The sequence below is a fragment of the Streptomyces sp. NPDC023527 genome (assembly GCF_055560115.1).
In genome coordinates this window covers 72,155-98,670 of record NZ_JBVHJJ010000007.1, presented here as the reverse complement: position 1 = coordinate 98,670, position 26,516 = coordinate 72,155, and the positions used below count along the sequence as shown (strand labels likewise).

At 71.9% G+C, this 26,516-nt stretch carries 20 protein-coding genes; 3 read left to right on the top strand and 17 right to left on the bottom strand.

The window, feature by feature from the left end:
* Positions 1–140: 140 nt before the first annotated feature.
* The 11 genes from ACZ303_RS15760 to ACZ303_RS15710 form a co-directional block, all read right to left on the bottom strand.
* Positions 141–1,328 carry a type III PLP-dependent enzyme gene (locus ACZ303_RS15760; protein ID WP_467339218.1) on the bottom strand — a complete coding sequence of 396 codons (1,188 nt, stop codon included), beginning with the start codon at positions 1,326–1,328 and terminating at the stop codon, positions 141–143.
* Positions 1,325–3,022: an IucA/IucC family protein gene (locus tag ACZ303_RS15755; RefSeq protein ID WP_467339216.1), complete on the bottom strand. Its 1,698-nt coding sequence runs from the start codon at positions 3,020–3,022 to the stop codon at positions 1,325–1,327. The genes ACZ303_RS15760 and ACZ303_RS15755 overlap by 4 nt, the downstream gene beginning before the upstream one ends.
* Positions 3,023–4,228: an MFS transporter gene (locus tag ACZ303_RS15750; protein WP_467339215.1), complete on the bottom strand. Its 1,206-nt coding sequence runs from the start codon at positions 4,226–4,228 to the stop codon at positions 3,023–3,025. It abuts the gene before it with no gap.
* The gene (locus ACZ303_RS15745; protein ID WP_467339213.1) at positions 4,225–5,973 is read right to left on the bottom strand and encodes an IucA/IucC family protein; all 1,749 of its coding nucleotides are present in this window, start codon (positions 5,971–5,973) and stop codon (positions 4,225–4,227) included. The genes ACZ303_RS15750 and ACZ303_RS15745 overlap by 4 nt, the downstream gene beginning before the upstream one ends.
* A complete protein-coding gene (locus tag ACZ303_RS15740; RefSeq protein WP_467339212.1) occupies positions 5,970–7,202 on the bottom strand; it encodes an ATP-grasp domain-containing protein in 1,233 nt (410 codons plus the stop codon). The genes ACZ303_RS15745 and ACZ303_RS15740 overlap by 4 nt, the downstream gene beginning before the upstream one ends.
* A gap of 123 nt (positions 7,203–7,325) precedes the next feature.
* Positions 7,326–8,327: an ABC transporter substrate-binding protein gene (locus ACZ303_RS15735; protein ID WP_467339210.1), complete on the bottom strand. Its 1,002-nt coding sequence runs from the start codon at positions 8,325–8,327 to the stop codon at positions 7,326–7,328.
* 49 nt (positions 8,328–8,376) lie between these two features.
* Entirely contained in the window at positions 8,377–9,195 is an 819-nt protein-coding gene (locus tag ACZ303_RS15730; RefSeq protein ID WP_467339208.1) for an ABC transporter ATP-binding protein, read from the bottom strand.
* On the bottom strand, positions 9,192–10,259 hold the full coding sequence (locus ACZ303_RS15725) for a FecCD family ABC transporter permease (RefSeq protein WP_467339206.1): 1,068 nt from the start codon (positions 10,257–10,259) through the stop codon (positions 9,192–9,194). Before ACZ303_RS15725 ends, ACZ303_RS15730 begins: the two co-directional genes overlap by 4 nt.
* Complete coding sequence (locus ACZ303_RS15720) at positions 10,256–11,218, bottom strand: FecCD family ABC transporter permease (RefSeq protein WP_467339639.1); 963 nt, start codon at positions 11,216–11,218, stop codon at positions 10,256–10,258. The genes ACZ303_RS15725 and ACZ303_RS15720 overlap by 4 nt, the downstream gene beginning before the upstream one ends.
* A 153-nt stretch (positions 11,219–11,371) precedes the next feature.
* Positions 11,372–12,985 carry a carboxyl transferase domain-containing protein gene (locus tag ACZ303_RS15715; RefSeq protein WP_467339204.1) on the bottom strand — a complete coding sequence of 538 codons (1,614 nt, stop codon included), beginning with the start codon at positions 12,983–12,985 and terminating at the stop codon, positions 11,372–11,374.
* Positions 12,986–13,023: 38 nt separating this feature from the next.
* The gene (locus ACZ303_RS15710; RefSeq protein WP_467339202.1) at positions 13,024–13,482 is read right to left on the bottom strand and encodes an Lrp/AsnC family transcriptional regulator; all 459 of its coding nucleotides are present in this window, start codon (positions 13,480–13,482) and stop codon (positions 13,024–13,026) included.
* Positions 13,483–13,562: 80 nt separating this feature from the next.
* Here ACZ303_RS15710 and ACZ303_RS15705 point away from each other — a divergent pair, with 80 nt between their 5' ends.
* Positions 13,563–14,870, top strand: coding sequence for an APC family permease (locus ACZ303_RS15705; protein ID WP_467339200.1), 1,308 nt, complete (start codon positions 13,563–13,565; stop codon positions 14,868–14,870).
* Positions 14,871–14,909: 39 nt separating this feature from the next.
* Here the strand turns inward: ACZ303_RS15705 and ACZ303_RS15700 are convergent, their stop codons facing one another.
* The 3 genes from ACZ303_RS15700 to ACZ303_RS15690 form a co-directional block, all read right to left on the bottom strand.
* Complete coding sequence (locus ACZ303_RS15700) at positions 14,910–16,304, bottom strand: toll/interleukin-1 receptor domain-containing protein (RefSeq protein ID WP_467339198.1); 1,395 nt, start codon at positions 16,302–16,304, stop codon at positions 14,910–14,912.
* 256 nt (positions 16,305–16,560) lie between these two features.
* Positions 16,561–19,623: an FxSxx-COOH system tetratricopeptide repeat protein gene (gene fxsT / locus ACZ303_RS15695; RefSeq protein ID WP_467339196.1), complete on the bottom strand. Its 3,063-nt coding sequence runs from the start codon at positions 19,621–19,623 to the stop codon at positions 16,561–16,563.
* Between the two features lie 279 nt (positions 19,624–19,902).
* A complete protein-coding gene (locus ACZ303_RS15690) occupies positions 19,903–20,406 on the bottom strand; it encodes a ribonuclease FAU-1 family protein (RefSeq protein ID WP_467339194.1) in 504 nt (167 codons plus the stop codon).
* Positions 20,407–20,808: 402 nt separating this feature from the next.
* Here ACZ303_RS15690 and ACZ303_RS15685 point away from each other — a divergent pair, with 402 nt between their 5' ends.
* Positions 20,809–21,684: a glycosyltransferase family 2 protein gene (locus tag ACZ303_RS15685; RefSeq protein WP_467339192.1), complete on the top strand. Its 876-nt coding sequence runs from the start codon at positions 20,809–20,811 to the stop codon at positions 21,682–21,684.
* A 7-nt stretch (positions 21,685–21,691) separates the two neighbouring features.
* Here ACZ303_RS15685 and ACZ303_RS15680 read toward each other — a convergent pair whose 3' ends face one another.
* Both ACZ303_RS15680 and ACZ303_RS15675 read right to left on the bottom strand, forming a co-directional pair.
* A complete protein-coding gene (locus tag ACZ303_RS15680) occupies positions 21,692–22,756 on the bottom strand; it encodes an NAD-dependent epimerase/dehydratase family protein (RefSeq protein ID WP_467339190.1) in 1,065 nt (354 codons plus the stop codon).
* A 560-nt stretch (positions 22,757–23,316) separates the two neighbouring features.
* Complete coding sequence (locus ACZ303_RS15675; RefSeq protein ID WP_467339187.1) at positions 23,317–24,546, bottom strand: helix-turn-helix domain-containing protein; 1,230 nt, start codon at positions 24,544–24,546, stop codon at positions 23,317–23,319.
* A 471-nt stretch (positions 24,547–25,017) separates the two neighbouring features.
* On the opposite strand from ACZ303_RS15675, the gene ACZ303_RS15670 reads away from it, so the two are divergent.
* Entirely contained in the window at positions 25,018–25,551 is a 534-nt protein-coding gene (locus ACZ303_RS15670; protein ID WP_467339185.1) for a hypothetical protein, read from the top strand.
* Here ACZ303_RS15670 and ACZ303_RS15665 read toward each other — a convergent pair.
* The gene (locus tag ACZ303_RS15665) at positions 25,544–26,416 is read right to left on the bottom strand and encodes an esterase/lipase family protein (protein ID WP_467339183.1); all 873 of its coding nucleotides are present in this window, start codon (positions 26,414–26,416) and stop codon (positions 25,544–25,546) included. The genes ACZ303_RS15670 and ACZ303_RS15665 overlap by 8 nt on opposite strands.
* Positions 26,417–26,516 lie beyond the last annotated feature (100 nt).

Genomic DNA, 26,516 nt, shown 5'->3' with positions numbered 1-26,516 from the left:
TGCCCCCGTGGGTCACGGTCCGCCGCGCGGGTGGCGCGCGGGCCGCGGCGATCACGCTAGACCCGCATAGATGCATTCACCATCTATAGGTGGGTAAAACTTTCGGAGGCGCGCCGCCGCGGAGTCGTCCCAGGGCCTCCTCAGGAGAGGAAGTGGAAGCCCGGCGCCGGGTGCATCAGGAAGTCGTGGTGCGAGATGTTCCAGGCGTACGCGCCGGCCATCGCGAACGCGACCCGGTCCCCCACCCTCAGCTCGGCGACCGGCACCCGGCTCGCGAGGGTGTCCTTGGGGGTGCACAGCTGTCCGCTGAGGGTCACCGGCTCGTCCAGGGCCGCCGGGCGCGGCCAGGCGCGCGGCCAGTCCTCGACCGGCAGCACGGTGAAGGGGTGGTCGTGCCCCTTCGCCGCCGGGGTGCGCATGTGGTGGGTGCCGCCGCGCAGTACCGCGAACGCCTCGCCGTGGCTGTGCTTGAGGTCGAGGACCTCGGTGAGGTACCAGCCGCAGTGGACGGCCAGCGCCCGGCCGGGCTCGATGCGGAGCGTGAATCCGGGGTGGCGCGCGGCCAGTTCGGCGAGGCCGGCACCGTAGGCCGTCCAGTCGAAGCGGGTGTGGGGGCGGGTGTAGTCGACGGCCATGCCGCCGCCGACGTTGACCTCGCTCAGTGTGAGACCGTGCCGGGCGGTCAGGTCGGCGGCCCAGTCGGTGACGCGGGTGGCGACGGCGAGCTGCGCCGCCGCGTCGAGGCCGCTGGCGAGGTGGGCGTGGATGCCCCGCAGGCGCAGCCGCCGGCCGCGCAGGAGCGGCAGGCACGCCTCGGCGCGGCGCGGGTCGAGGCCGAAGGGGCTGGGCCGGCCGCCCATGGCCAGCGCGGCGCCGCCCAGCTCGCCCTCGCCGGCCGGGAGGTTGACGCGCAGCAGGATGTCGAGGGGGGCGTCCCCGGGCTGTTCGTCGGCGAGGTCGGCGAGGAGGCGCAGTTCGCTCTCGCTCTCCACGTGGAAGCGCTCGACGCGCAGTTCGAGGGCGCGGCGCAGCTCGGCCTCGGTCTTCCCGGGTCCGCCGAAGGCGAGCGGCAGCTCGGGGACGGCCTTGCGGACATGGGTGAGTTCGCCGCCGGAGGAGACCTCGTAGCCGTCGACGTACGGGGCGAGGGCCGTGAGGATCTCGGGGGCGGGGTTGGCCTTGGCCGCGTAGTAGAGCTCGACGGACCCGGGCAGGGCGGCGCGGACCTCGCGGGCGTGCTCGGCCAGCGCGGCGAGGTCGTAGACGTAGGCGGGCAGGTCGTCGGCGGGCAGGCGCGCGGCGTGGGCGGCGACGCGGGGGGTGATCACGGCGTGGTGCTCCAGGGCTCGGTGCGGGCGGCTTCGGACAGCAGGTCCGACACCAGGGGCGAGGCGATGCGGACGTAGCCGGCGTCGCGGTCGGCCTTGCGCTCCCAGCGGGTGAGGAGGTTGGCCTTGGCGGGCAGCGGCACCCCGGCGACCAGGGCGCGCAGCAGGGGCGGGTTGCCGTGCGCCTCGGCCCGGGCGGCCAGGGTGCGGCGGACGGCGGACCACAGCTCCGGCTCCAGGCGCGGGTGGCGGTCGGCGAGGGCGGCGAGCATCTCGGCGATGTGGTTGACGAGCAGGCAGTAGACGACCCGGTCCCAGCCGCGTTCGCGGTCGTACGTCATGGGCCCGGCCACGTCGTCGGGCAGGCCGGCGAGGGTGGCGGCGTGGTGGCCGGGGAGCAGCTTGGTGCCCTCCAGGTCGCGGAAGAGGACCTGCCGGGGCATGCCGTCGGCGTCGACGCCGAGGACGACGTTCTGCAGGTGGGGTTCGAGGACGACACCGTGGTCGAAGTAGGCGGCGAGGACCGGGGGGACGAGCAGGGCGAGGTAGGCGTCCCACCAGGCGAGGGCCTCGGCGGGGCCGGCGCCGTCGAGGAGGCGGCCGAGGTGGGCGCCGCCGGTGGGGTACTCGTCGGCGACGGCGGCGGCCAGCAGTCCGGTGACGCCGGGGGCGAGGCGGGCGCCGAGGCCCTCGCGGACGATGACGCCGAAGCCCTCGGCGAGTTCGCGGCTGCCGAGGTCGAGGGTGCGGTAGGCGGGTTCGCGCAGCAGGTCGGTGCCGGGGAAGCGGGCGGCGAGGTCGGCGGCGACGGGTTCCAGGAGGCGGGTGAGGGCGACGGCGCCGGTCAGTTCGTACTCGGCGTTCTTGCGCAGGCAGTTGGTGATACGCACGTTGAGGCTGAACTTCAGGAAGTCCCGGCCGTCGTAGAGGGTCCGCACGGAGGCGGTGGGCTCGAAGGGGGTGCCGCCGGGGCCGAGGTCGAGGACGTCGCCGCGGTCGAGGGCGGCGAGCAGGGCGGGGTGGGTGCGCAGCATGGCGTACTGCCAGGGGTGGGCGGGCAGCAGGCGGTAGCCGTCGGGCACCGGCCGCTGCCGGTCGAGCGCGGCCAGGGCGCCGGGCACCGCGCTCTCCTCGCGGACGCTCGCCTCGCGGACGGCGAGGTGGTGCAGGGGGAAGCGGGCGCGGGTCTCGGGGGCGTAGCGGCCCCAGTCCTCCGAGGCGCCGGTGCGGGCCTTGGGGGTGGGGTGGAAGCGGTGGCCGAAGAGCAGGGACTGTTCGGAGTCCATGTAGGCGTCGCCGGCCGGGGCGGGGCGGGAGGCGTCGAGGGCGGCGCTGACGCCGGCGTGGCTGGACGCCACCTGCCCGAGGAATTCGTCGTTGCGGACGCCGGTGCGCAGCTCCAGCTCGCGGTGGATGTACTCGGCGAGCCGCTGCCAGCTCAGCTCGGTCCAGACGCCGTCGCGCTGTTCGGCGACCGGGCCGGTGAGGCGGTGGGCGCCGATGAGGGAGGCGCGCCGCAGTTCGGCGCGGAGCAGGACGCCGCAGCGGGGCAGGCGCAGCAGCAGCCGGCCGTCGGTGACGGCGGTCTGGTGCTCGGGTCCGGAGACCTCGCGGAGCAGGCAGTTGAGGAGGGTGTGGGCGACCACGTGGTCGGCGGAGGCCACGCCGGCGAGGGCGGTGGGTGCGGAGGACATTCAGCGGCTCCAGCGGGTGCGGAGGAGAGTGGGGGTGCTGACGAGGGCCGTCAGGGCCGCGACGGCGGAACCCGCGACGACGGGGGCGGCCGGGCCCCATGCGTCGTTGGAGGCGGCGGCGACCGCTCCCGCGACGACGGCCCCGGCCTTGGATATGAACTCCAGGGAGCCGAACATCCGGCCGGGGCCGCGGCCCCGGCAGGCGTCGGCGGCGAGCGCGGACAGGCTCACCAGGCCCAGCGTCATGCCGGCCCCCAGGAGCAGCCGCAGGAGTACGAAGGAGGCCACGGAGCCGGCGCCCCAGTGTCCGGCGAGGGCGACGGCCACGCAGGCGAAGCCGGTCACGGCGCCGAGGTGGGGGCGGTGGGCGACGGCGGTGTGCACGGGCTTGGCGAGCAGCAGGTAGCACACGTGCGGGAGGGCGAAGAGGACGCCGCTCGCCGCCGGGCCCAGGCCCGGGAGGCGCTCGCCGACCAGGGTGATCAGGTACGGGTAGGAGATGACGGTGGCGAGGACGAAGGCGAATTCGAGGGCGTAGAGGGTGCGCAGCGCCGGGCGGTCGGGTTCCGGGGGCGGTGCGGTGTCGTCCGACGGCCCGGCCGGTTCGGCGCGCGGGGGTTCGGGCAGGGCGGCGAGCATCAGGGCGGCGGCCAGCGGGAGGACGGCGAGCAGCGCGTACTGGCGGTGGGGGGAGATCCAGGCGGAGAGGCTGCCGACGAGGATCGGCGCGGCGACGAGCGCGAGCCGGGCGCTGCCCTGCATCAGGGTCAGGGCCCAGGACAGGCGGCTGCCGTCGAGGGCGGCGGCGAGGTAGCCGTTGGAGGCGGCGAAGGTGCCGCCGAGGATGCCCTGGAGGACGAGGGCGGCGGTGAAGGCGGGCAGGCTGTCGGCCCAGCCGGCGAGGAGGAAGGACAGGGCGAGGCCGAGCTGGGCGCGCAGCAGCAGGCGTTTGCGTCCGTAGCGGTCGGCGAGCCGGCCCCACAGGGGGGCGCCGAGGGCGCCGAAGACGGTGGGGACGATGTAGAGCAGCCCGGCCCAGCGGGCCTCGCGGTCGCCGAGGGAGGGCAGGATCTCGGTGAGGTAGGGGGGCAGGCCGAGGGCGGCGAAGGAGGCGACGAAGTAGCAGGCGGCCACCGCGTGGATCTGGCGGTTGCCCAGGGTGGGCCGCTCCTCGCGGGTGCGGGTCTTGTGGAGTACGGCCGTCATCGCGCGGCGCCCCGGAGGTAGTTGGGCCCTTCGACGTAGTGCTTGTTGATGTCGGCGGCGCCGGAGCGTTCCTTGGTGAGCAGGGTGCCGGCGGTGACCATGGCCTTGACCGGCAGCCGGTCGGCCTCCAGGACGCGGGCGCGCAGGACGGCGGCGGCGCCGGGGGCGGTGGTCCGCAGCCGTTCGACGGCCTCGGTGAGGCGGTCGCGGAGCCGGCCGAGGAGGTCGGGCAGCGGGGCGCGGCCGAGCCGGGCGAGCTCGAAGGCGAGGGCGCCGGCGCACAGGTGGACGGTGATGGTGGCGAAGACGTCGGCGACGGGCGCGTCGCCGGCGACGAGGATGCGCCGGTCGTCGAAGCCGAGGAGGTCGGCGGCCTCGCCGCCGAGCCGGGCGGCGAGGCGGACGGCGTGCACGCGGGGCCCGTCGTTGTCCTTCAGCAGCAGTCGCAGCCGGGTGGTGCCGCCGTGTTCGTCGAGGACGAGGGAGGTGTTCTGCTGGTGGGATTCGAGGGCGATGCCGTAGCCGAAGAGGGTGGTGTGCCAGTCCAGGAGGAGGGTGAGGTAGGCGTCGAGGAGGGCGGTGAGGGAGCCGCCGTAGTAGCGCTCGGCGAGTTCCTCGGCGACCAGGGCGCCGCCGGGGGTGGGGGCGAGGAGCGCGGCGACGGGCACGACGTGGGCGTCGTGGAGCCCGGCGGGGTAGCGGCGGACGAGGGTCGCGAGGAGCTCGTGGTCGGCCTGGAGGTGGGTGCGTTCGTCGGCGAGGAGCACGGTGCCGGCGAAGCGCGGTTCGCGGGCGGTGATCTCCTCCAGGAGCCGCTGGCCGACCTCGCCGTCGAGGAGGGTGCCGGGCTTGATGGTGCGGCGGTTGCGCAGGCCCAGGGTGGCGGTGGCGAGCGGGAGCTTGAGGTGGGTGTCCGGGTCGTCGGCGACGGCGACGGTGCGCGTGGAGAGCGTCGGCAGCACGTCCAGCCAGGGCTTCTCGGCGAGGTGCGCGGAGCCCTGAAGGCCGGTGGCGCGCAGCGCCTCGGTGAGGGCGGCCCCGGCGGTGAGCGGGTGGACGGGCATCGCCAGGTGGGTGGCGTCGAGGCCGGTCAGGCCGAGGGAGCCCGGGGTGGGCCACCAGTGGGGCAGGCCGGCGGTGTCGCCGCGCACGGCGTCCCTGGGCAGGGCGAGCCAGCGCAGGGCGAAGGAGGGGTGGAATTCCGGTGCGTAGGAGCGGAGTTCGGCCTCGGTGAGGCCGGCGCGGGCGCGGCCGGTGGGGTAGACGGGGTGGTCGCGGTAGGCGGCGAGGGCGTCGTAGGCGAGGGAGTCGCGCAGGCCGGTCCAGCTCGCGGTGCGGGGGCCGTAGGTGGCGGCGAGCCGGGCGACGACGTCGTCGCGGACGGCGCCGTGCAGCCGGATCGCGGTGAGGGCCTCGTCGCACTCGGCGAGGAAGGCGTCGTATCCGGCGCGGTCCTCGGCCGGGGCGGCGGCGCGCAGCCGGGCGAGGACGGGGCGCAGGCCGGTGAGGGTGCCGTCGGCGGTCTCCAGGACGGGGCGGCGGGCGGCGATCTCGCACTGGAAGCCGTCGGGGCCGACCGGCAGCAGCAGCGTCTCCTCGCCGGCGCGGACGCTCAGCCAGTCGCCGTCGGAACGGGTCTCGCCGCGGGCGCCGCTGCGCAGGCCGTAGGTGTCCTCGCGGAGCAGGGTGCTGAGGACACGCTGGAGGAGCTCACCTTCCAGGACGTCCGTACTGGTCAGGCTCATGACACGATCTCCCAGCTCCGCTCGGCCAGGAATGCCTCGACGGCACGGTCGATCCGGCCCTGGTCGGTGCCGGTCGCCCGCAGGACGCCGAGGTAGTCGCGGTTGGTGCGATAGAGCGGGTGCGCCTCGCCGGTTTGGCGCAGCGGCCGGTAGACCAGCCGCACGCCGTCGCGTTCGGTGTCGCTCGCCGGGGGTGCCTTTTCGAGCGTACCCCCGCGTTCCGCGCAGACATACTCCATGCGCACCCGGCCGTCCGTGCGGGCGCCCAGGTCGGCGGGGAGCCGCTCACCGAGGTGGGTGCGCAGGATGTGCTCGAAGAGAGGTATACCCAGCAGTTCGGCGAGCACCAGGTCGCACTGGTCGCCGATGGCGCGGTAGTTGACCTCGATGAGGCGGGCGCGGTCGCCCTGGGCGACGTACTCGGTGTGGCAGGCGCCGAAGCCCACGCCGAGGGCGCGCAGCTGGTCCAGGACCTGATCGCTGTGCGGCTGCGGTGGGGCGGGCAGGAGGTCGAGCCGCTCCTCGATGAAATACGGCAGCGGGGACAGCTCGGTGCGGAAGGCGCCGATGGTGTGCAGGGTGTGGCCGTCGCCCAGGGTCTCCAGGGTGTACAGCTGCCCCTCCAGGTACTCCTCGACGAGCAGCGCGGCATCGGGCCTGCGCTCCCGTATCTCCTGGCAGCGGACCACGAGTTCGTCCGCGTCGGCGACGAGGACGACGTCCTCGCTGGCCACGCCCTCGCGCGGCTTCACCACGCAGGGAAAGGGCAGGTCGAGGTCTTCGAGGACGGCCGGGTCCTCGTGCGGGGCGAGCTCGGCGGACCGTACGGTGTCGACGCCGGCCTCGGCGAGGCTGCGGCGCAGCTGGGCCTTGTTCTTGGTGCGCAGCGCGGCCTTCCAGTCCTTGCCGGGCAGTCCGAAGTATTCCGCGGCCAGCGCGGCCTGGGTCTGGAGGTGGTCGCTGTTGGTGAAGACGGCGTCGGGCCGTGCCGCCCGGCCGAGTAGGGAGATCCGTCCGATGACCTCGCGGAAGTCGCGTACGTCGCAGTCGACGACGTCGAGTTCGGGCAGCGGGTCGCCGCCTTCGGCGACGGCCTTCTCGTACGCGCGGCGGTGCGCGTCGGGCTGGTCGGTGAGGAGGGTGACGCGCAGACCGAGGCGGGCGGCCGCGGGGAGGAAGCCCTCGGTGACGGAGTCGGTGGGGTTGAGCGCGAGGAGGAAGAGCCGCATGGGGGTACGCCTTTCGGCAGGCTGCGGGGTGAACAGGGGTGTGAGGGGGTGCCCGGCCGGGCCGTACCGCACGCGGCGGCCCGGCGGGGTGTGAGGTGTCTTCGTAAGGAGCGGCCCGCGGGGCTACTTGGGGATCTCGACGCCCGCGGACCTGGCGATGTCGTCCAGGACGTGGTTCGCGGCCTGGATGCCGATGCCGGACATCCAGGTCTCGTCCGGCACCTGGAAGACCTTGTCGTTCTTGACGGCGCCGAGGCCCTTCCACAGCGGGTTGGACTCGACGGCGGCCTGCTGGGTCTTCTTCGGGTCGTCGGCGACGGTCACGAAGACCAGGTCGGCGTCGGCCTTGTCGATCTGCTCCGGGGAGACGTCCAGCATCGGCTTGTCGACGTCCTGGGACTCCGGGCGGCGCAGGCCGATGTCGGACAGGACGATGCCGCTGAAGGACTGCTTCTGGTAGAGGCGGGTGGGTCCGGTGACGAAGCGGACGACGGAGGCGGTGGGCATCTTGCCGTCGTTCTTCTTCTTGATCTCCTCACCGAGGGCCTTGGCGCGCTTCTCGTACGCGTCCATGGCGTTCGCGGCCTCCTTCTCCAGACCGAGCGCCTCCGCGTGGACCTTCAGGTTCTCCTTCCACGGAGCACCGGTGGTCTCGGTGAAGACGGTGGGGGCGATGCCCTTGAGGCGGTCGTACGCCTTGGCGTGGCGGACCTTGGAGGACAGGATCAGGTCGGGCTTGAGCGACATGATGCGCTCGATGTTGGGCTCGGCCATGGGGCCGACGTCCTTGGTGTCCTTGGTCTTGTCCGAGAGGTACTTGGGGAATCCGCCCTCGGTCTTCATGTGGGGGGAGACCGCGCCGACCGGCTTGATGCCGAGCATGGTGACGTCGTCGAGCTCGCCGGTGTCGAGGACGACGACGCGCTTGGGCTTGCTCTTGATCTCGGCCTTGCCCATGGCGTGCGTGACGGTGCGGGGGAAGCCCGCGTCGGACGCGCCCTTGCTCTCGTCCTGCTGGGTGTCGTCGCCACCGCAGGCGGCGAGCGCGGCGGTGCCGACGAGCACGGCGAGCAACACGGCGATCACTCTGCGGAGTCGGAGGAGGGTGGGACGGAGTGGGTTCACGGCGGATTCCTGTCTTCGAGCGGTGGGAGCTTCTCGCGGTGGGGGGTGTCTAGCGGGCCGCGCGTCTGCCGGAGCGGGCGCGCGGGACGACCAGGGGGGTGCCGGTCTCGGGATCGGGGACGACCCGGCACTCCACCTGGAAGACCTTTTCGACGAGTTCGGCCGTCAGGATCGTCGCCGGAGGTCCGGCCGCGGCGGGGCGGCCGTCGCTCATGACGATCAGGTGGTCGGCGTAGCGGGCGGCCTGGCCGAGGTCGTGCAGGACCATCACGACGGTCCGTCCGTCCTCGGCGTCGAGCTCCTCGACCAGGTCCAGCACATCGAGCTGGTGGCGCAGGTCGAGGAAGGTGGTGGGCTCGTCCAGGAGCAGCAGCGGGGTGTCCTGGGCGAGGGCGAGGGCGATCCAGGCGCGCTGCCGCTGGCCGCCGGAGAGTTCGTCGACGGCCCGGTCGCGCAGCGCGTCGGTGCCGGTGCGGGCCAGCGCCGCCTCGACCGCCGCCTGGTCGGCCTTGGACCAGGGGGTGAGCATCCGCTGGTGCGGGTAGCGGCCGAGCCGTACGAGCGCCTCGACGGTGACGCCCTCGGGGGCGATGGCCTGCTGCGGGAGCAGCCCCAGGCGGCGGGCGAGCGCGCGGGCGGACATCCGGTGGATGTCGGCGCCGTCGAGGGTGACGGTGCCGGCGGTGGGGGCCAGCAGCCGGGCGAGGCCGCGCAGCAGGGTGGACTTGCCGCAGGCGTTGGGGCCGACGATGGCGGTGACCCGGCCGCCGGGGATCGCCAGGTCGACGCCGTCGACGATGACGTTCGCGCCGTAGCCGAGGCTCAGGCCGTGGGCCGCGAGCTGGTTCGGGGTCGCCTTCTCGGTCATCGGGTGGTGCTCCCAGCGTTCGGCTTGAGTTGACGCAGCATCAGTACGAGCAGCCAGGGCGCCCCGAGGGTGGCGGTGACCACGCCGACGGGCAGCCCGTGCACCGGCAGTACGTGCAGGACGACGAGGTCGGAGGCCAGCAGCAGCACGGCTCCGGTCAGGGCGGTGAGCACGAGGGTGCCCACCGTGGGCGGGCCGGCGAGGAAGCGGACCACGTGCGGGACGGCCAGGGCCACGAAGCCGACGGGCCCGGCGAGGGCGGCGGCGACGGAGGCCAGGACGACGGCCAGGAGCAGCAGTTGGAGCCGGGCGGCGTTCGGTGACAGACCCAGCGATCCCGCGGACTCGTCGCCGAGGTCGAGGACGGACAGCCGCCGGTGGCCGAGGAGGGCCAGCGCGATCCCGGCGAGCACCAGGGCTCCCCCGGTGGTCGATTCGGTCCAGGTGCGCCCGTAGACGGAGCCGGTGGTCCACTGGAGGGCGTCGGCGGCCAGTTCGGCGGGGAACTGGACGATGAAGAGGTTCACCACGGCGGCCAGCCCCTGCTGCACGGCGAGGCCGACCAGCACGATCCGGTTGACGGTGACCCCGCCGCGCCAGGAGAGCACCGCGAGCAGCAGCGCCGACAGCAGCCCGCCGCCGAGGGCGCCGAGGGGCGTGAAGGCGGTGGAGGCGCCGGAGGCGATGACGGCCACCGCGCCCAGGGACGCGCCGCCGGTCACGCCGATGACGTCTGGGGAGGCGAGCGGGTTGCGGACGACGCGCTGCATCATCGCGCCGGCGACGGCGAGTCCGGCGCCGGCGACGATCGCGGCGACGGCCCGGGGCGCGCGCAGTTCCTGTACGAGCATCACGTTCCCGGCGTCGCCGGAGCCGACGAGGGCGCGCAGCGCGTCCAGGGGCGGCACCGGCACCTCGCCGCTGCCGAGCGCGAGGGCGAGCAGCGCGAGGAGGAGGACGGCGGTACCGGTGGCGAGCAGGAGGGTCCGGCGGCGCTGCCGGGCCAGGGCGCCGGGCCGGGCGGCGAGCGGGGTGCGCCGGGTGCGCAGGCTCTGGGGGCTCATCGGGCCGCCTTCCGGGCGAGCAGGGCCAGCATGGGCGCGCCGAGGAAGGCGGTGACGATGCCGACCTCCAGCTCGGTGGGGTGCAGGACGACCCGGCCGAGGACGTCGGAGGCGAGCAGCAGCAGGGGGCCCGCGACCAGGCAGCCGGGGATCAGCCAGCGGTGGTCGGCGCCCAGGGTGCGGCGTACGAGGTGGGGTGCGGCGAGGCCGACGAAGGACAGGGGCCCGGCGACGGCGACGGAGGAGGCGGCGAGCAGCACCACGGCGAGCCCGCCGGCGGCCCGGACCTTGGCGACGGGCACGCCGAGCGCCTGTGCGGTCTCGTCGCCGAGCGCGAGGGCGTTGAGCGCGGGCGCGATGGCGAGGGCGAGGACGAAGCCGACGATCAGCGGCGCGAGGACGGGCAGCAGGATGTCGGTCTGCCGTCCGGCGAGGGAGCCGGCCAGCCAGAACCGGGCCTCGTCCAGGGTGCGGTGGCTGGCGAGCATCACCGCGGAGGTCCAGGAGGTGAGCACGGCGGCCAGGACGGTGCCGCCGAGCGCGAGCCGTACGGGGTCGAGGTCGCCGGCGCGGCGGGCGAGCGCCAGCACGGCGAGGGTGGCGAGCGCGGCGCCGGCGAAGGCGAACCAGAGGTACTGCGCGGGGTGGGTGAGCCGCAGCGCGTAGATGGCGGTGACGACGGCGAAGCCCGCCCCGGCGTTGATGCCGAGAGTGGTGGGCGAGGCCAGGGGGTTGCGGGTGACGCCCTGTGAGACGGCGCCCGCGACGCCGAGCGCGGCACCGACCACGATCCCGATGACCGTGCGGGGCACGCGCAGACCGGTGACGACCAGGCCGTCGCGGCTGTGGTCCCCGTCGGTCAGCGCGTGCCACACGGTGGAGAGCGGCACCGGGCGGGAGCCCGCGGCGAGGCTGAGCGCCGCGCAGAGGGCCAGCACGGCGACGCCTGCCACCAGCAGGGCGGTCCGGCGGGCGGGCGGGCGCCCGGCGGCGGGCCGGGGTGGGGCGAGGTCGGTCTCGGTCACGAGGAAGACACTAGGTTAGGTAAGGCTTACCTTGTCAATTCCCTTCGAACGTATACCCTCAATGCCCTTTTTATTCTTGGCCGGAACTCATCGGGGCAGCCCGATCCGCCGATAGCGTGCACGGCGTTCGGCAAGACGTTCGCCCTGCTCACGCGCGGCGAGAGCGGAAAGCTCTGCCCCGAGGAGCACACCGAGGCGTGGCAGAAATACACCTTCCAGCCCTTCCGTCCCGTCCTCCTCGATGACCAGATCCACGATGCCGTTCGCCAGCAGATCGGCGGACCGTACGCCCTGCCGGTCGGCGACCTCGAACGCCCGCTCGGTGGTGCGGTGGAGGATCGCCGAGGCGCCCTCCGGCGGCAGCGGCGAGAGCCACGCGTGGCGGGCCGCCACCACCCGGTCGGCCGGCAGCAGGGCGAGCGCGGCGCCGCCCGCGCCCTGGCCCAGCAACAGGCACAGCGTCGGCGCGGGCAGGCTCACCAGGTCGGCGAGGCAGCGGGCGATCTCCCCCGCCAGGCCGCCCTCCTCGGCGTCCCGGGAGAGCGCGGCGCCGGCCGTGTCGACGACGGTGAGCAGCGGCAGGTCCAGCTCCGCGGCGATCCGCATCCCGCGCCGGGCCGCGCGCAGTCCGGCCGGGCCGAGCGCCTGGCCCGCGGCCGGGACACCGGAGGCGGGTGCGGTGCGGCTGCCCCGGTCGTGGCCGAGCACGACGCACGGCGCGCCGCCGACCCGGGCCAGCGCGAGCAGCAGGCCCGGGTCGCGCTCGCCCGCGCCCGTACCGCTGAGCGGGGTGACGTCGGTGGCGGTGGCCTCCAGCAGCTCGCGGACGCCGGGACGTTCGGGCCGACGGGAGCGGCGAATCGATTCGGCGGTGGGGACGTCGCGGGGCGGCGCGGGCGAGGAGGGCGGAGCGTCCGCTTCCGCGGGTCCGGCGTTGGCAGGTCCGGCGCCCGGGGAGCCCGCGTCCGCAGGACCGGCATGCGCGGATCCGGCATCCACGGGCCCGGCGCCCGCAAGCTCACCGCTCAGCACCGCGAGCGCCCGCGCCGCGATCTCCGCGAGCCGGTCGGCGGGCAGCACCGCGTCCACCAGGCCGTGCGCCAGCAGGTTCTCCGCGACCTGGACGCCCTGGGGGAACTCCTCCCCGTACAGGGCCTCGTGGACGCGCGGCCCGAGGAAGCCGATGAGGGCGCCCGGCTCGGCGGACGTCAGGTGGCCCAGCGAACCCCAGGAGGCGAGGACGCCGCCGGTCGTGGGGTGGCGGAGGTGGACGAGGTAGGGCAGCCCGGCGGCCTTGTGGTCGGTGATCGCGGCGGCGACCTTGACCATCTGCAGGAAGGCGACGGTGCCCTCCTGCATCCGCGTACCGCCCGAGGCAGGCGCCGCCAGCAGCGGCAGCCGCTCCGCCGTGGCCCGCTCCACGGCCCGTACGAGCCGCTCGCCCGCCGCCACCCCGATCGACCCGGCCAGGAAGCGGAACTCGCAGGCGACCAGCGCGACTCGGCGCCCCCGGACGCGCCCCTCGCCGGTGACGACGGACTCGTCCAGACCGGTGCGCTCGCGCGCGGCGAGGAGGTCGGCGCGGTAGGCGGGATCGTCCGTGGTCACCCCGACGGGCTCGTCCCAGCCGGTCCAGCTGCCGGGGTCGACCACGGTTCCGATGAGGTCGAGGGCGGACGAGCGGGGGCTGTTCGCAGTCATGGTGATCACCCTGCCACGGCGGGCGCCGCCGCGGAGGATCAGGGAGCCAACGGTTCCACCACATCCTTCGTCACATGCTGGTAGATGACCGAACTGCGGAAGTCCACCACCTCCCGGCGCCCGGAGAAGCGGTCCATCAGGAGGGTGTGCAGCCGACCCACCTCCGGGACGGCGACATGGACGAGGAAGTCGTCGCCGCCCGCGACCACGTACACGTTCAGCACCTCGGGAAGCGCGATGACATACGCCTTGAAGCCCTCGATGACCTCCCGGCTCATCGGCCGGATACGGACCGAGAGCAGCGCCTGCACCGGCCGGTTGAGCGCCCCGAGGTCGACGGTCGCGCGGTAGCCGGTGATCACGCCGCGGTGGCGCAGGGACCGTACCCGCTCCAGACAAGTGGAAGGCGCGATGCCCAGCGTGGCGGCCAGTTCGCGGTTGGTCTGCCGTGCGTCGCGCTGGAGTTCACGCACTATCGCCGAATCAATGTCGTCCATGCGCCCCATGGTGGCGCACGAACCGAATGAAGTTCGGCCGAGGCTCCAATGGGTCATGGATATGGCTAGCTTCTGCCGACATGACCGTACGAACCACTCATGCTCCCGCTCCCCCGCAACCGGTCGTTCGGCGGCTGGGTGTCGGCAGCGGCACGGCCCTGTGCGCCGGGGCCGTCCTCGGGCCCGGGGTGCTGGCCCTGCCCGCGCTGGCCGCCGACGCGGCCGGCCCCGCCTCGATCGTGGCGTGGCTCGTCCTGCTCGTGACGAGCGTGCCGGTGGCGGTCTCCTTCGCCGCGCTCGGCGCCCGCTTCCCCGACGGCGGCGGGGTGGCGACCTTCGTGCACCGGGCGGCGGGGCCGCGGGCTGCCGCGGTGGTCGGCTGGTGGTTCTACGGTGCCGTGCCGATCGGTGTGGTGTCGGCGGCGCTCATCGGCGGGCACTACGTGGCCGGCGCGCTGGGCTGGGGCACGGCCGGGGCGACGGCGGTCGGGGCGCTGGTCATCGCCGCGTCCTTCGCCGCCAACTGCGTGGGCCTGCACCTGTCGGGGCGGGTGCAGCTGTTGCTCGTGGCCCTGCTGGCGGCGGTGCTGCTGGGGGCCGCGCTGGCGGCGGCGCCGCACATGCGGGCCGCGCACTTCACCCCGTTCATGCCGCACGGCTGGGGCTCGGTCGGCTCGGCCGCGGGCGTCCTCTTCTTCGCCTTCGCGGGCTGGGAGGCGGCCAGCCATCTGTCGGGCGAGTTCGCGAACCCCGGGCGTGACCTGCCCCGGGTGACCGTCTACACCCTGGCCGCGGTCTCCGTCCTCTATCTGGCGCTCGCCGTGACGACGATCGGCGCGCTCGGCCCGGCCGCCGCCACGACGGACACCCCGCTGACGGCCCTGCTGGAGCGGAGCGCGGGCACCGCGGCCCGCCCGGTCGCCGCGGCGGCGGCCCTGTTCCTGACCTTCGGCGCGGTCAACACGTATCTGGCGGGCGCCTCCCGGCTGGGCGCCGCGCTCGGCCGGGACGGTGCCGCGCCCCGCTGGCTGGCGCGCGGCGCGGCACCCGGCCAGGTGCCGCGCCGCAGCCTGGCCGTGCTGGCCGTGGCGTGCACGGCGGTCGCCACGGTGGCGGCGCTCGGCGCGGCGGACCTGGACCGCCTGATGCGCGCCACGTCCACCTGCCTCGCCGCGGTCACCCTGGCCGGCCTCCTGGCGTCCCTGACCCTGCTGCCGCGCCGCACGGTCCTCTGGCACGCGGCGGTGGGCAGCGCGCTGCTCACGGCGGGGGTACTGGCGTTCTCCGGGGTGCTGTTGCTGATCCCGGTGGCACTGGGGGCGGCGTCCCTGGGCTTCGGCGCGTGGGGACGGCGCCGGCGGGCGGCGGACCGGTTGGTCTCCGGCTGAGCCGGGCCGCGGGGCCGCCCCCGCGCGCTCCATGTGCGCTCACCTCCCCTCCGGCGCCGGCCGCCCCGCGGCCAGCTCCGTCACCAGCTCCTCGACGATGGTCTGCGGCGCGTGGTGGTAGAGCGCCCGGTACTGGACGCTCTTGAGGAATTCGGGGAGCTCGGCCTGGTCCAGGCGTACGGGCCAGAGCTTCACCCGGCCCTCCACCGACGCCCGGTACAGCTCCCGCGCCTCCATCTGGCAGTACGTGCTGGTGAGATACGCCTCGGACAGGAGCAGCACGCCGACCGCGGACCGCGCCAGCCCGCTGAGCAGGCCGTCCATCCAGGGTTCACCGGCCCGCAACGCCCCGGCGGACCGGTAGTCGAAGACGTCGTGGAAGCGGTCGTTGAGCAGTCGGGAGAACTCCTCGGCCGGTTCCGCGTCCTTCGCGGCGTAGCTGAGGAAGACACGCTCGTTGCGTTTGGCGGCCGACCGGAAGTACTCGACGGCCCGGTCCGCGCCGTCGATGTAGCGCGGCTGTTCGTCGATCACGCCCAGGTGGGTCTCGAAGGACTGTCTCAGGTCCTCGGGACCAGCCCAACGGATGATGGCCTTGCGGTGTCCCGTCTCCGCGTCCCCGTACAGGGTCTCCTCGCCGGGGACCAGCGGGACCGCGTCCTCGGCGTCAGTGGCCGAGGCGATCGGCAGGGTCGGGACGAACTGGCCGTGGGTGTAGGCCGCCAGCAGCCGGGTGGCGGGGTCGTCGAGGTCGACGACGACCCAGTCGCACCGGCGCAACCGGGTGATGAGGTCGAGCTTGAGGTAGGGCGGCCAAGGCAGGACCACCGGCTCCCAGGCGTGGTCGTGCAGCGTCGCGCAGAGGTCGGGCACCACCGCGTGGTTGCGCCGTGAGACGACCAGCCCGACATGGCGCCGGAGGTGAGACAGGCGAACCCCGGCGGCCGACGACGCCGTGTGGGCCTCCGCGAGGAATCCGCGGTAGGCGGCCTCGACTCTGGCGGGCAGTGCGGAGCGGGTCTCGGTACCGATCTCCTGCGGGTCGTAGTCGACGAGCCGCACCTCCGACGGGGCCCGCAGCACCAGGTCCAGGCGTCGGTCGTGGAAGACCAGCGCGGGCTTGCGGGCCCGGACGGCCATGCTCAGTTCCAGCCGGAAGTAGCGCGCTTGATGCCGCAGGGAGCTCAGCGGGTAGGTCTGCCGCGGATCGCCCATCAGCGGATGGATCCCGACGAACCCGTCCGCGTCCCTGATCATGCGCTCCAGCCGGACGGGGCTGGTGAACGAGACGCCCTCGTCAACCCGGAAGGAGACGTCCTCGACGGAGCGCAGCAGCTCCCAGAAGTACTGATTCTCCGCCGGGGAGTGGTAGCGGTGGCTGAGGAACACGTTCAGCCGGCCCGGACCACCAGCCCCCGTGGTCGACGGTCTCATGCGTGTTCCTCCCGGGCTCGGCAGCACGGGCTAGCCTTCCGCCGCGGGCGCCCCGGCAAACGGGGGCGGCGCTCAGAAGGCGCATAGGCAGTTCACCGTGATCCCCGCTCTCACCTGCGGTGGGGCAGTGCCATCGGAGAAGGTGGCGTTCGACGCCAGCGCGTATCCACCGGAAGTGACTGTTCCGGTTGGAGCGCAGCCCTGCGTGCTCGGGACTGGAGAGTGGGATTCATGCGGCGCGTTGACCCAACGCGCGTCAACACGTGGCGAGTTCGCGAGCGGAGCGGAGGGTGTCGGGATGGTCCTCGCCCAGGACCCGTCGGCGTCGCTGCAGTGTGTCCTTGTGCATGCGGCGGGCTTGGGTACAGCGGCGGAGTTGGTGCAGGGTGACTGCGAGTTCGTGGGCGGAGCAGAGGGTGTCGGGATGGTCCTCGCCCAAGGTCTGTCGGCGTCGCTGCAGTGTGTTCTCGTCCATGCGACGGGATTCGTCATAGTGCCCGAGTGCGTACAAGGTGACTGCGAGTTCGTGGGCGGAGCGGAGGGTGTCGGGATGGTCCTGGCCCAGGACCCGCTGGCGTCGCTGCAGTGTGTCCTCGTCCATACGGCGGGATTCGTCATGGTGCCCGAGTTCGTACAAGGTGACTGCGAGGTTGTGGGCGGAATGGAGGGTGTCGGGATGGTCCTCGCCCAGGACCCGCTGGCGTCGCTGCAGTGTGTCCTCGTCCATACGGCGGGATTCGTCATAGTGCCCGAGTTCGTACAAGGTGACTGCGAGGTTGTGGGCGGAGCGGAGGGTGTCGGGATGGTCCTCGCCCAGGACCCGCTGGCGTCGCTGCAGTGTGTCCTCGTCCATACGGCGGGATTCGTCATAGTGCCCGAGTGCGTACAAGGTACCGGCAAGGACGTGGGCGGAGCGGAGGGTGTCGGGATGGTCCTCGCCCAGGACCCGCTGGCGTCGCTGCAGTGTGTCGTCGTACATGCGGCGGGCTTCGGTGTAGCGGCGGAGTTGGTGCAGGGTGACTGCGAGTTCGTGGGCGGAGTGGAGGGTGTCGGGATGGTCCTTGCCCAGCGTCTGTCGGCGTCGCTGCAGGGTGTCCTCGTACATGCGACGGGATTCGTCATAGTGCCCGAGTGCGTACAAGGTGCCGGCAAGGACGTGGGCGGAGTGGAGGGTGCCGGGGTGGTTTTCACCCAGGACTCGCCGGCGTCGCTGCAGTGTGTCTTCGTGCATGGGGCGGGCGTCGGCGTGGTGCCCGAGCTCATGCAGGACGACAGCCAGGTGGCAGGCGGATTGGAGGGTGTCAGGGTGATCCTTGCCCTGCACCCGCTGGCGTCGCTGCAGTGTGTCCTCGTGCATGCGGTGGGCTTCATCGTAATGCCCGAGCTCGTACAAGGTATTGGCGAGGTCGTGGGTTGAGCAGAGGGTGTCGGGGTGATTCTCACCCAGCACACGTCGGCGTCGCTCCAGTGTGTCCTCGGTCATAAGGCGTGCTTTGGCGTGGTGGCCGAGGCTGTGCAGGGCGTCGGCGAGCGCTTGGCTGGAACGCAGAGTGTCGGGATGGTCCTCACCGAGGCTGGCGGCCCAAGAATGGTGAAGGGCGTCGACGAGGTCGAGGGCTGCACTCAGCTGGGCGCTTTCGATGAGGTATTCGGCGGCCTTGAGCAGTGTGGGCCGCAGGGTGGAGAGTGCCCCGATCGGGAGCTGGGCTGCTGTGAGATGGGACGTGAGCGTGGCCCACCGCGACCAGGTTTCAGGCAGCTCGGGGTTGTCCGGGTCGGCAGCGGACAGCAGCGTCGCAAGGTCGGCGTGAATCGCGGCGGTGTCACCTCTACGGGTCTGATCGCGCACAATGGCCTGGGTGAGCCGGTGGATCTGAACTGTTTCGTGGTCAACCTGGGCAAGGCCGAGGCGGGCGAGCGGCTTGACGGCGGACTGAGGCCACATGAGGTCGTCGTGGTCGCCCGGGATGGTGGTCAATCGACTACGTGCGTCGGCGAGCCAGGGGGTAGGGATGGGGTCGGGACCGAGAAAGGACATGAGGCGTAGCAGCGCTGTCGCGTCAGGCTGGCGGGCGTTGAGCCGGTCGCTGGCGATGGTGACGGTGGCCGCTAGTGAGGCGGGGTACCCCGGGGTGTCACCCTGGTCGAGAAGGCCACTGGTTTTGGTGTCCAGGAGCTGCCGGTAGCGTGCCAACGGCATGCCATCGGTCAAGACACCTGCGGCCTGGGCGAGAGCGAGGGGGAGGTCTCCGAGGGTGTCGGCCAGCGAATCGGCCTGTTCGGGTGCGAGGGCGGGCAGACGCCTGTTCAGGTAGGTCAGGGAGTCCTGGCGGGAGAATACATCCAGACGTGGGCCAGGAACGATCACATTCCATGCGGGGTTCCGGGAGGTGATCAGGACGTGGCCGGAACCCTCGGGCAGCCACGCCTCCAACGCGTCTCGGTCCTCGGCGTTGTCCAGAATGATCAGCCATCGGTCCAACGTGCGCAGGCACCGCATCGCGTTACGAGCGTTGGCCTCGGTGCCGGCGTCGGGTTTGGCTGCCTTCAGGCGTGCTGCCAATTCCGCATACCGCAGTGGAACGTGCTCGACTTGTTCGGCGTCGACCCACCATATGAGGTCGTACTGCCCGGCGAAACGGTGCGCGTACTCCAACGCGACCTGTGTCTTGCCTACCCCGCCCAGCCCGTGAAGTGCCTGGACTGCGGCGTGTCGGTCGGCAAGCAGCTTGCTCCGCACATCGTCGATAACCGTCTCGCGGCCGGTGAAGTGCGGATTGCGCCGACGCACGTTCCACACATCAGGGAGACCGGTGCTGGACGGAAAACGTGGCTCCTGTGCGGGTCGAGCCGCCGGGGCGGCGGGCGAACCTTGGATGAGGGCGCCAGGGAAAGCGGGTGGACTGGTCGGGGGTGCGGGGCCACGCACCGCCTCCACGACAGCAGCGATAGCTGTCGTCTCGTCGAGACCGTGAAGCTCCTTCCGGATTCGCGACGCCAGGATCGGCGGCAGCTCGCTGGCCTCAAGCGGCTGGATGACCATAGGGATGAGACGATCCCTACGGGCCAGGGCCGCCGTCCACTCATCCTCGGTGAACCGCCCTGCGGCAAAGTAGGCAGGCGAGAACAAGGCTATGACCGCTGTGGCCCTCGCCAGAGCCTCGCTCATCTTCCGCACGAAGTCGTCGCCGGCGCGCCAGTGCCACACGCCGAGCTCGACCCGGTGGCCGACCTCCTCCAGGCGCCACGCGACCCACTCGGCCCACTGACGATCCGGCCCTGCATGGCTGATGAAGATCGTATCGGGACCCTCAGACATGCCCAATCCCCGTTCCCCCGCAGCGCCACATGGGTGCCGTACTGCAGTAACGCTCCTTGTATAGCGCGCACCGACTGCAGATATACCGAAAGTCGGCTAAGCCGACGGCAAAGATGGAGCGTGCTCCGCAATGAGCAGACGGGACTGCGGCGGCACATGCGGCCGGATGTAACGCGGCTGGAAAGGGCGGGCCGAGGAACAAAAACGCCCCTCCCGGCAGGAGGGGCGTGCGGCACAAACGGAGCGCCCCCGGCAGGACTCGAACCTGCGGCCAAGCGCTCAGCCGGCACCGAGCAACTCGGCGAAGCCTCCCCCGCGGGCCAGCGCCTCCAGCTCGTCCAGGGCCAGACCGGCCCGGCCGGCCGCGTCCGGGTCACGCTCCTCGATGCCGCTGGCGGCGAACTCGTCCTCGTCCAGGCGGAGCACGGTGGCTCCGTCCGCCGAGACCCACAGGTCGAGATCCAGGTCCTCGACGACGATCCCGTCGGGGCCGACGTCGGTGGGGCGGGTGACGTCGCAGTACCAGCCCTTGAGGGTGCCGTCGGCGGCCCGTACCTCCTTCACGGCGTACCAGCGGTCGCGCCAGTAGTGCTCGGTGAACACGTCGCCGCCCTCGAAGCGCACGAACCCGAAGTCGCGGGCCTCGGCGCCGGCCCACGGCGCGCGCATCACGAGGTGCGTACCGTCGTCGCTCACCACGACCGCGGGATACCGCACCTTGGTACGCGCCGCCTTCACCAACCGCACAGCCACCTCGCTGCCCGCCGTCAACGTCTCGCTCATCCTGCCCTTGTCTCCTTCTGTTCCCTGAACCATCGGCGCGTCAGCCTCTCCCGGCGACGGGCGGTGGGGCCAGCGGTTTTCAAGGGAGTGCTGCAGGAGGCCGTCCAGGCTGCCTCGCTCACGATTCAGCTCATCGGACTGACCACGAGTCGCCGCATTCACGGATCTCGGTCGATGGCCTCAGGCTCAGCCAGCGTGGCCGCCCTGGCCTCGTACTGCTCAATCACGCCCCGCGCCCACGGCGCCATGACCAGTCGGGGAACCATTGCTCCGGGGAACCAGCGCAGCATCACGCCCTCGGTCAGCACAAGCTCCGACTGCTCAAGGCGTCCCTTCCGTCCGGCTGCGGCCGGTGAGCCGCTAGCATCGCGGAACCACCGGTGTGGAAGGGAGCGTTCACCCGTGCGTCACCCGCGTGTAGGCGTCGCCATCTTGACGATGGGCAACCGGCCCGAAGAGCTGCGAGCCCTCCTCGACTCCGTGGCCAAGCAGGACGCTGCCCCGACTCGCGTCGTAGTGGTCGGCAACGGCTCGCCGCTGCCACCACTGCCCGACAATGTGACCGCGGTGGAGCTCGACGAAAACCTGGGCGTCTCCGGTGGGCGCAACGTCGCACTGCGGATCCTGCAAGAGTTCAGGGACGTCGACATCGTCGTCGACCTGGACGACGACGGGCTGTTGATCAGCCCGGACGTCTTCGGGCGGATCCAGGACCTGTACCGGCAGAACCACCAACTCGGCATCGTAAGCTTCCGGATCGCCGACGAGACCGGGCATACCCAACGGCGACACGTCCCCCGGCTGCGGGCCGGCGACCCGATGCGCCGGGGCCTGGTGACCACGTTCCTCGGGGGTGGGCACGCATTGTCGATGCCCATGCTGGAACAGGTCGGCGGCTGGCCGGAGGAATTCTTCTACGCGCACGAGGAAACCGACCTCGCGTGGCGGGCCCTGGACGCCGGATGGCAGATCCTCTACGAACCCGGGCTCGTCCTCCAGCATCCGCGCACCCTGCCGACCCGCCACGCGGTCTACCACCGGATGGTGGCCCGTAACCGGGTGTGGCTGGCCAAGCGCCATCTGCCGGCTGTTCTGGTGCCCGCCTACCTGAGCGTGTGGGCGCTGCTCACTCTCGCCCGGAACCGCTCCCTCGGCGGGCTGAAGGCATGGGCCGGCGGCTTCGTCGAAGGGGTCCGGATGCCGTGCGGGCGACGCCAACCGATCAGATGGGCCACGGTGTGGCGCATGACCAGGCTGGGCCGCCCGCCGATCATCTAGTCCGGGTTCACACTGCCCGGACGCTTGATGCGGCTGCCAGCTGACGCATCCATTCCGGCGTGGCCTCCGGGCGCTCGTTGATCCATTTCACGTAACGATCCACACCGTCCTCTATGGTGATCTGCGGCTTCCAGCTCAGCGACCGGTGCATGCGCCGAGTATCCGCGTATCCACCCATCGGATCACCGGCCGGGAGCGGTCGCTCCACGAGTTCGGCCTCGGGGTAGTGCATCAGGACACGGTCGGCGATGCTGCGAATCGTCGTCGGCCGCCCGGTGCCGATGTTCAACACCTGCCCGTCGGCACCGGGAGCGGCAAGCGCGCGAATCGTGCCCTCGGCGATGTCGTCCACGTGCACGAAGTCGCGGACCTGGTAGCCGCCACCGTTGAGTTCCAGCGGCAGTCCGAGACTGGCACGCATGGCCAGCCAGGCCACGACCCACGAGTGTGAGCCCTGCTTCACGGTCTGCGGCTCGCCGTAGACGCTGAAGTACCGGACCACGGCGTACGAGACCTGGGCGGCCTCCATGGCGATCTTCACTTGGTGCTCGCCCCACAGCTTCGTGTTGCCGTAGACCGACAGCGGCGACGTGGCGTCGTCCTCGCTGAACCGCACCGGCTCCCCCGGGTAGCGGGAGTGACCGTTCCCGTAAACGCTCGCGGAGGAGGTGAAGCACAAGCGCCGGATACGGAGGGAACAAGCCACCTCGTCCAGCAGCACCTGGGTCCCGATGACGTTGGTCTTCAGCGCGGCCCGGGGGTCGCGGGTACAGGCGGCCACATCCGCCATCGCTGCCGCGTGGACGACGTAGTCGGACTGCTCGACGACGTGCCGCACAAGGGCCCGGTCTGTCACGTCTCCGACCACGGTGTCCGGGTGTCCGGTGTCGATACCGAACAACTCGGAGTAGACCTCGCTCGGGTAGGCATCCAGCCTTCCGACGCAGATCACGCGGGCTCCGACGGCGCGAAGCCGGACGGCAATGCGGCTGCCGATCAGCCCACCGCCGCCGGTGACGACGACGGTCTTCCCCTCGAATTCGGCCAAGAGATCGGACAGGTTGGATGTCACGGTTCTCTCCCTCTCCGGTGGTGGATGCGTTCGCGCACTCGTGCCGTGGGAAACGTCCCACTCCGCCCTCGGCAACACTGTGGTTTCCGGGGCGGGAGTAATCAGATCTTCTCCAGCTGCCCGGCGTACTGCCTCAGCTCGTCCTCGCCGATGATCAGGATCGTCTCTTCGACTGTCCCGTCCTCGTGGTGCAGCGCGATCGGCACAGCACACCGCTTCGCGCGGTCGCCGAACGTCGCCGGCCCCGTCGGAGTCGCATGAGTCACCGTGTAAGCGGGCCGGAGGGTGGAGGAGTCGGCGGCGGCAGACCACTCGTCGCCCCCGCTGGGGGTCCGAAGGTGATAGGTCAGGCAGGCGGCGCCGTCGGGGGTGCCTACGACAACACCGTTGCGTCCACGAGTGATGTCATAGGCCAGGTCGCCGAGTCGGGGCTTCCAGTTCCGCGCCACGCAGGGTAACGCGGGACGCGGTCCCTGCTCTTGCTCGGTGCGTCGTCCGGTCATACCCCGAGAAGTTAGAGCCGCTCCCGGGGGCGAATATGAACCGCAGTAATACGACCTCTATCCGTCCAGGTGGAAGCGGTCGGACATCCTTCGAAGCTTCTCCCGGGTGATCGTTCGCTCCGCGTAGACGATCTTCCGCAGGGTGGCTCGCGCAATGGGGTGGTTACGGATGAGCTGTGGCGCGATGCGTTCGGCCTTCTCCAGCTCGGTGACAGCCTTGTCCCGGTTGCCGTCCCACAACCACGCACGGGCCAGATCCATGTGGTGGTGACCCCTGCGGGAGTGGGGCAAGGCTTCGAGGGTCGCGGTGTCGACCCGTCGGCTTATGGCCAGAGCCTTGGTCTGGTCACCCATCTCCAGCGCCACGCTGATGGAGTGAATCTCCACGTTGCCGGCCGAGAAGGTCAGCGAATGCCGGTCGTACAGAGGACCGCCGGTATAGGCGTCCACCCGGTCGCTGGCCACTCGGGCGTGCTGGATCCGGTCATCGGTCTCGTGATCGTTCCCCGCACGGGCAGCCGATACGGCGGCGCGAAGTTGCAGCGAACCCCACAGCCGCAGGGCGAGGGGATCGCCTTGGTCGTACTCCCGCTGGACACTGCGCAGAGCTTTGTCGGACAAGGCCAAAGCGTCGGCCCAGTCCGCGGTGGCCCACATGTCCCACACCCGCATCCAGTCGGCGACAGCCGGCATCAGGGAGTCGCCGGAGAGCTGGGCCGACCACGCGGCGCGTTCGCACGCCATGGCGATCAACTCCGGATGCCCGAGCGCGTGAGCAGCGGTGTGCGCGAACTTGCAGCAGACCGCATAGACGGCGAACGCCTCCTCTCGCTCGTGGCCGTTGGACACTTCGGTGAGCGCTCGGGCCTCTCGGAACAGATCCGGCAAGCAACGCAGGATCGCCACGTTTGCCGCCGCGTCGCGTAGGCGGTGAAGCCGCTTCATGTCCTGCCACAGAACCGTCGACGAACGTGGGGTTCCTTCGAACACCGGAGTCAGGTCGTACCGGCGGAGTTCCCGCAAGATCGAGGCGGCAGCGACCTGCCATTGGTTCTCAGCCGGTGAGCTGGTGTACGGCCGTCCTACGAGGTCATTGGGGTGGATGTGAAGTTCGGACGCAACCTGGTTGAGCAACCCGACCCGGTCCAGCTCGATCAGGCCCCGCTCCATCTTCGACACCCAGCCCTGCGACTTCCCCAGGGCGGTGGCAAGATCGGCCTGTGGCATGCCCAGCCGCAGGCGGGCTCGACGCACCCGGCGGCCGATCTCCTCGGCTTCCTCCAACATCAGCGCACCCCCCGACCCGCCTGCACGGGAGCATTCCGGGAAGACTCATGAGTTCGGCAAGGCATCGTGGCTCCGTCCGGTCCGCAAGCTCGTCACTCGAACGGTACCGACGCCGTATGTCCGGGGGTAAGTGGAGTTGGCCGCTCGCCGGGGACGAGGCAGGGGTACATCCGTCGGCCCCCTACCCAGCCGCGGGCCTGAGGGCCGCAGCGATCGGAAGGATTTGAGACCCTTCACCCATGGAACAGCCCCCGGAGTACGACGTCGACGAGCTCGTGCGGATGCTGGACGGAAGCGCCGGCGACTCCATGGACGCCCGTGCCGCGCTCATCTACTTGGGCCCGGCCGTGCTTTCGGCGATCGTGGGCGGGCTGACGCGGCCCGGGCGGTTCGGGCAGTTGACCGCGATCGAGGTCTTCGAGGCGCTGGAGGACGAACGGTGCGTGCCCGCCCTCGTGGAGCTTCTGGGCAGTGAGCACGACACCGTCCGGGAGTGGTCGGCCATCGCTCTGGGGGATCTTCGGCGCCGTCGAGGCCGTAGAGCCGCTGTGGCGCGCCTACCGGGCGTGCCAGGAGCGCCGGACGCCGCCGGACACCACCGAGCCGGACGGCATCCGGGGCGCCTTGACGCAGCTCGGGGCCCGTACACCGGTGATGCCGTCGCTCACGGCGTCCCTGCGCGCCGGTGCCCCGGGCCTCGGCGACGCCTGGCCGCCGGACCGGCTGGCCGCGGTGGTGGACGACCTGGCCGGTCACGGCCAGGCCGTGCTGTCCGTGCAGTTCTGGCGGACGGCGAGCGGCGGCGCATCCTGGCTGCGCGGGCCGGCCCCGGACGGGGAGCTCGACTGGGAGGCACCCTGGCCGGAGCTGGTCGAGACGGCCCGCGCGTGGGCGGCCCGGGTCGTCGGCGGAGCGCCGGAGGGAGAGGGGGGCGTCGCCTCGCTCTCCTGGATCGACCGGGCCGACCGCGATGGCACGCCGTCCCCCGCCACGCCGGTCAGCTGATCATCGAGGAGCACCCCGACGGCGTCGCGTGTGCCGGGTCCAGCGCGTTCGCCGTCTCGTGGAAGGCGACGCGGTCGATCGTGCCGAGGGTGAGGTGCATGGAGATGTCGACCGCGCAACGGTCCTGGATCAGGATGTTGTTGACGTTCGGGCCCGTCAGGAACCCCGAGGTGTAGGGCGTGACGACCTCGTCGTAGCGGGTCGCGATCACGGTGTAGTTGACGCCTGGGACGGTGTCGCCGCCCTCGTTCAGGCGGCGCATGAAGTCGGAGCCGACGACCTGGTCGTTCAGGCCGGGAGTCATGTCCTTGAGGACACCGCGGGCGCCGGGGACCACGTCGAGGAGCTTGGTGAGGCCGGACAGGGTGGTGCCGTGGTTGTTGGGCGCGATGCCCACGAGCGTGCCCACCTTGGGGGCGCCGCCGAGGAACTTCAGGTAGTAGCGGGGCATCATGCCGCCCTGCGAGTGGCCGACCAGGTCGACCTTGGCGGCGCCGGTCTCGCCGAGCACCTTCTCGACGTAGGCGGAGAGCTGCTCGGCGCTCTTGGTGACCGACCCGAGGCCGTAGAAGGTGGGCACGCCCTTCAACTGGCCGTAGTCGAAGGAGAAGACGCAGTAACCGCGCCGGACCAGGTAGGGCGCGAGGGCGAACCAGTTGTTGGTGGAGTTCTCCATCGTGCCGTGGACGAGGACGACGGGGCGCGGGTGCGCGGCCGTCGGCTTGCAGGAGTGGTCGTTCCAGCCACTCGTGGTGGCCGCGGCGTGGGCCGGGGCGGCCGTCGCGGTCGTCGGGGCCGCGGCGGCCGCCACGGTCAGCGCCAGGGCGGTCAGCAGGTCGCGGAGGGATCTCCGACGCAGCTTCATCTGAACTCCTCGCAGGTGGGGGGTAGTCACGCCGAGGCAGCACCGGAAAATCATGTTTCCGGCGCATTACAGAGGCGTAAACTTACTTGCGAGTAGGTTG